Genomic DNA, 4756 nt, shown 5'->3' with positions numbered 1-4756 from the left:
AACTTGTATTCAGCAATACCCATATCAAGATCATGATCATTAAAAATCCAACCACTTCTTTCTATGATTAATTGGACTGCGTCTTTAGATGTTATTTTTTCTGGGAAATACCAAAAATTCATCTGATAAGAAGAACTTTTAACTATTTCCCAATCAGCATTGGTGCTATTGATCAATGAAAGAGATGCTGTCTCACCCATAATAACCTCTTTTATTAAGTAAATATTATAATTTACAAGAATCATTTGGAGTAGGTTATTATTAGTGTAGTATAAATTTAAAAGGGTGATTTCAAATTTAACCTGTAAATGTGCAAAGCATTAGTATGATTTACTTGATTTTTATCATTAACCTCGCCTATTAAGACGAGGTTTTTGTTATTTAGTAATATATAAATAAGCTGATTATTCTGCTAATAAGTATATTGCTTCATAAGGTTTAATTTTAATTTCATTCGCTATTTTTGCGGATGATGGATAATTGCTTATTAATACCTGCCATTCTTTGTGTGTAAGTGAAGCTTCTGGAGACCAAGATTGTGTTTCATCACTGAGATTGGCAATGACCAGCAGGGTTTGTTCCTGCCAACGACGCAAATAACACCACAGTGAGGGATGTTCAGGCAGTAAATCCAGATAATCACCATATGTCAGGATAGGTTGCTGCTTTCTCAATTTAACTAAATCGTGGTAGCAATAAAAGACGGAATCTTTATCCTGTAATGCGGCTTCGGCATTGATTTCCGGGTAATTACTGCATGGGACAATCCACGGGTTGCCAGTGGTAAAACCAGCATTTGCTGAATTATTCCACTGCATGGGAGTCCGGCTATTGTCGCGGGATTTCTGCGCCAAAATTGCCAATATATCCTCGGGCTGCATGCCTTGTTCAAGACGCTCCTGATACATATTCAGGCTTTCGATATCCCGATAATCTTCAATACGCGCAAAATGTGGGTTCGTCATGCCCAGCTCTTCACCCTGATAAATATAAGGTGTTCCTTGCATACCGTGCAGCACCATAGCCAACATTTTGGCGGATGTTTTATGGTGCTGGTGTTCATCACCAAACCGGGAAACAATGCGGGGCTGATCATGATTACACCAGAAAAGCGCATTCCAAGCCTTTTGATGCATACCCTGCTGCCATGTTGAGAAAATCTTTTTCAACTCAACATAATCGGGTTTTGCGCGCGTCCATTTCTCTCCATTCGGATAATCAACTTTTAGATGGTGAAAATTAAACGTCATGGACAGCGCTGTGCCATCCAGCGAGCTATAGCGCTGGCAGTGCTCAAGGCCAGTGGAGGACATTTCACCGACAGTCATCAATCTCTTAGGTTGAAAAACATCACGGCTCATTTCTTGCAGAAACTCATGGATACGCGGGCCATCGGTATAGAATCGACGGCCATCTCCACGCTCATCATTCGGGTAATCCTGCTGTTTTGAGACGAGATTAATCACGTCCAGCCGCAAGCCATCTACACCACGATCAGCCCAGAATTCACAGATTTTTTTCAGCTCAGCGCGAACAGGTTCATGCTCCCAATTTAAATCGGCTTGTTCTACCGCAAACAGATGGAGGTAATACTGCTGACTTGCCGCATGCCATTGCCATGCGTTACCACCGAATTTAGACTTCCAGTTATTGGGCAAAGTGCCTTCGGTGCCGTCTTTCCAGATATAAAACTGGCGATAAGGGCTATTAATATCTTGAGCTGCCTGAAACCATGGATGCAGCGTTGAAGTATGATTGAAAACCATATCCAAAATGATGCGAATACCTCGTTGATGAGCGTTTTGCACCAAATTGTCAAAGTCTTCCATTGAGCCGTAATCAGGATTAATCGCACAGTAATCGGCAACATCATAGCCATTATCAACTTGCGGAGACGGATAAATTGGGGTGATCCAGATAGCCTCTACACCGAGGCGTTGCAGATAATCCAGCCGCTGGGTAATCCCGTTGATATCTCCTGTGCCGCTTCCGGTACTATCTTGAAAACTCTTTGGATAAATTTGATAGATAACGCTATCCATCCACCACGGTTTTTGTTCGGTCATAACTATCCCTACTAATTTACTATGCCTGCTAATTAAGCAGGCCTGTTAATTTAATGAGCTTGCTACATTAATTGGTAATCTCATTGGATAATGCTGCTTTACGTTCATTTCTACGATAAGCCAGAACGGTCAGCACTAAAGGGACAACAATAGCGACAAGCATAGCGGTCAGGTAGACCATCCAAAACTGTGGTTTGATGGAAAGAATACCCGGTATACCACCAACACCGATGCCATTGGCGGTAACATGATTGAAGCCACAAATCAGCCCAGCCAGGCTTGCACCAATCATTGCGCAGAACATCGGGTAACGGTATTTCAGGTTGATACCATACATGGCAGGTTCAGTGACCCCCAGATAAGCTGAAATTGCCGCAGGAACAGAAACTTCACGCTCTTTCTGTTTCTTGCTCGCCCAAATAATGCCGGCTACGGCTGAACCTTGGGCAATATTGGATAACGCAATAATAGGCCAGATTGGTGTTCCGCCAGTGCTTTGGATCATTTGCAAATCGATTGCCAGAGTCGTTTGGTGTACACCTGTAATAACCAGCGGGGCGTAGAAGAAGCCGAACAAGGCGGCACCGATAGGGGCAAAGCTCCCTGTCATTAATCCTTTAACAGCCCAGGCAACGCCATCGCCGATAGCTCGTCCGGCAGGCCCTATCAGAGCATGGGCGAGGAATACCGCCAGCAACAGAGAGGTGACAGGGACAATAACAAGATAGAGGTAATCGGGTACCCATTTTTTCAGCCGCGTTTCAATCCATCCCAGCGTTAAACCCGCCAATAAAGAAGGGATGACTTGTGCCTGATAACCGACTTTATCAATGGTAAACCAGCCGAAATTCCAGACATCGGGAGTTTGCTGCCCAAGCAGATAAGCATTCATCAACTGTGGGGAAACCAGCGTAATTCCCAAAATAATCCCTAAGATTGGTGTTCCGCCCATTTTTTTGACAGCAGACCAGCAGATCCCGACAGGGAGATAGAAGAATATCGCTTCACCGATCAGCCAAAGGAAGTCATAGATAGTCTTCCAGCTAGGGTAGAGCTGGGCGAGTGACTTGCCCTCGCTGAACGGAATATCGCCGATCAGGTTACGGAAACCGAGAATTAAACCACCGCTTATCAGAGCGGGCAGTAATGGGAAGAAGATCTCGGCAAAATGTGAAATTGCATTTTCATACCATTTCATATTTTGGCGAGCAGCTTGTTTAACCTCTTCTTTATTAACGGATTGTTTCCCGGTGGCTTCAAGAAGGGCTTTATAATAAATATCTACATTTGTTCCAATAACCACCTGAAATTGACCGGCATTGGTGAAACAGCCCTTAACCATTGGTAACTCTTCAATGGCTTTGGCATCGGCATTTTCTGGTGTATTGAGAACGAATCTGAGGCGGGTGATACAATGACTAACGGAAGCGATATTTTCTTTTCCACCAATCAATGTAATAAGTTTTTCAATATCCTTTTGATTTACTTGTTTTTTCTTCATGCCTTTGCTCCTTTGTGTGGCAGGAGTTATAAAAAACGGAATTTTGCGATTAACAGAATGATTACTCTCGTGACGAGATAGTGAATAGACTGAAATAATAGCTGATTCATCCTAGTAAGATTTTAAACTTTTTAATATGAAAATATTTATCGTTTGAGTTTTAGATCACATTTTACGCCACTGATTTGAAATTAAAGATTTTTATATTTATAAAACTTATAGGTGAAACAAATTTGATTACTTAGCTAATTAATAGATATTTATTATATATTGTGTTTTATTTATATATTTTTGTAAGACAAAGGGAAAATGTATTGTTTTGTTGTTAAGGATTTTTAAAATGCATGGATTTTTATTCTGCCGAAAAAGAAATTATTCTATTAAAAAAATTAAAAGCAGATTTGGAAATTATTTTTATCGTATAAGATATTCTGGATTTAATCTCTCACTAAGATATTCTTCTATGACTTTATTTGACCAGATAGATCCTAGTAGCCATCTGAGTAAATTTCCTGCTGAGAGAAAAAGATTGCTTGATTATCTTAAGATCACTGAGGATTCGAAACAATGTTTAAGAGCAAGAAATCTACATAGAGGTACAAGTTTTTTTCCGGTGCCAAGAATGATTGGTTTTGTTGAAGGTGATTATGAAATGATAACGCCAGGAATGTTAAGGCGTTAATTAACTGATTTCGGTTAATTATTAATATTAAAATCATAGTTTAATTAATAGAGTGACTCTCAATAGTGAAATTTTTTAGAGACTAAGCAACCATCAGTTTCTTAAGCACCACTGATGGTTGCTTGAGTTCAATAAAGTTAAATTTCAATCTTGCTCGCAATATTTACTTAAATATTAAAATCAGCTCACTATATGTGCTTTATTAGTACTGATATGTTTCATCGGGGATTTATAAAATTCCCTATCAGGATAGTGTGAGATATGAACATCAATCAATTAAGAAGCTTTGTCGAGATAGTTAAGAATAATTTTAATATTACCAGCACCGCAGAAAAACTGTATACCTCACAACCGACAATTAGTAAGCAAATTAAGTTTCTGGAAGAGGAATTAAATGCTTCTTTATTTATTAGGAAAAATAATAACTTATTGGCATGAAGTCCGGTAGGTAAACAGGTGCATCAAATAGCCAGCAATATTCTTGGTCAGGTTGAGAAAATTAAAAAC

5 protein-coding genes are annotated in these 4756 nt (G+C 39.8%); 2 read left to right on the top strand and 3 right to left on the bottom strand.

The features are described 5' to 3' along the window. The 3 genes from AB204_RS19005 to treB all read right to left on the bottom strand — a co-directional run. The coding region (locus AB204_RS19005) for a hypothetical protein (protein WP_047964956.1) at positions 1-200 on the bottom strand (200 nt) is incomplete at its 3' end. A 204-nt stretch (positions 201-404) separates the two neighbouring features. Beyond that, on the bottom strand, positions 405-2066 hold the full coding sequence (gene treC, locus AB204_RS19000) for an alpha,alpha-phosphotrehalase (protein WP_047964955.1): 1662 nt from the start codon (positions 2064-2066) through the stop codon (positions 405-407). Between the two features lie 67 nt (positions 2067-2133). Next, entirely contained in the window at positions 2134-3567 is a 1434-nt protein-coding gene (gene treB / locus AB204_RS18995) for a PTS trehalose transporter subunit IIBC (protein ID WP_047964954.1), read from the bottom strand. A gap of 340 nt (positions 3568-3907) precedes the next feature. On the opposite strand from treB, the gene AB204_RS22575 reads away from it, so the two are divergent. Together AB204_RS22575 and AB204_RS21695 are read left to right on the top strand one after the other, a co-directional pair. Further along, positions 3908-4249 (top strand): hypothetical protein, encoded by a 342-nt coding sequence (locus tag AB204_RS22575; RefSeq protein ID WP_152671579.1) that lies wholly within the window; start codon positions 3908-3910, stop codon positions 4247-4249. A gap of 261 nt (positions 4250-4510) precedes the next feature. Next, the gene (locus AB204_RS21695; protein WP_235428146.1) at positions 4511-4687 is read left to right on the top strand and encodes a LysR family transcriptional regulator; all 177 of its coding nucleotides are present in this window, start codon (positions 4511-4513) and stop codon (positions 4685-4687) included. The last annotated feature ends 69 nt before the right edge of the window (positions 4688-4756 follow it).

This window comes from Xenorhabdus khoisanae (assembly GCF_001037465.1).
Classification (GTDB): Bacteria; Pseudomonadota; Gammaproteobacteria; order Enterobacterales; family Enterobacteriaceae; genus Xenorhabdus; species Xenorhabdus khoisanae.
Note: the sequence above shows the minus strand (reverse complement) of the source record. Positions and strands in the feature narration are given on the sequence as shown.

Coding starts and splice junctions, on each gene's coding strand:
- treC (WP_047964955.1), bottom strand. CDS start 2,066: ATGACCGAACAAAAACCGTGGTGGATGGATAGCGTTATCTATCAAATT.
- treB (WP_047964954.1), bottom strand. CDS start 3,567: ATGAAGAAAAAACAAGTAAATCAAAAGGATATTGAAAAACTTATTACA.
- AB204_RS22575 (WP_152671579.1), top strand. CDS start 3,908: ATGCATGGATTTTTATTCTGCCGAAAAAGAAATTATTCTATTAAAAAA.
- AB204_RS21695 (WP_235428146.1), top strand. CDS start 4,511: ATGAACATCAATCAATTAAGAAGCTTTGTCGAGATAGTTAAGAATAAT.